The sequence below is a fragment of the Virgibacillus carmonensis genome (assembly GCF_057836705.1).
Window position 1 is genome coordinate 1 of record NZ_JBYQFJ010000209.1, and the last position, 640, is coordinate 640.

Annotated in this window: 1 protein-coding gene; it reads right to left on the bottom strand. The window is 43.9% G+C overall.

The genetic code is table 11. The features are described from left to right. Nucleotides 1–640, bottom strand: a 640-nt coding sequence (locus tag AC3G7N_RS21430; RefSeq protein ID WP_489424158.1) for an efflux RND transporter permease subunit, incomplete at both ends; no start/stop codon positions are given.

Genomic DNA, 640 nt, shown 5'->3' on the forward strand with positions numbered 1-640 from the left:
TCCTCCCATACTGGCGAAGTCGATACTGCCCCATTTACCTTCATCAGTTGTTTTGTTTAGGGAATCAACAACTTTTGTTCCTTCTCCACTAAAGTTCTCGAAGTCATCAGCGTATTCTACATAGAATAATGCGGAATTGCCTCCGCCCATGCCCATCATTCCCATAGGACTGCCGCCGCCTAAGGAATATTGATAGGTGGTAACGCCCGCACGATCACTAAAAAACTCTTCTGCATCGAGCGCTATTTCCTCTGCTTCTTCCCTTGTTTGCCCTGGCTCTGGGCTGTACGTTGCCATTAACATTTTCTGCTCATCACTTGGTAAGAAACTTACCCCTATGACTGGTACTAGGAACAAACTCGCAACAAGTACGACCGTTGCTCCGCCAAGGGTTATGATTTTATGATTTAATGCTGCATCAAGAACCTTTTTATAAAAAGTTACTAGTCTACCAGGTTTCGTGTCTTGTTTCTTACTTTCAATTGCTGCAACTTCACTCAACTTCTTCTTAAACAAGGAATGTGCAAGCATAGGAACAATTGTCACTGCCACAATCAATGAAGCAGAGAGTGCGAAGACAACTGCTAAGGCAAACGGTAAGAACATCTCACCAACCTGTCCGCTAACCAAACCTAATGGT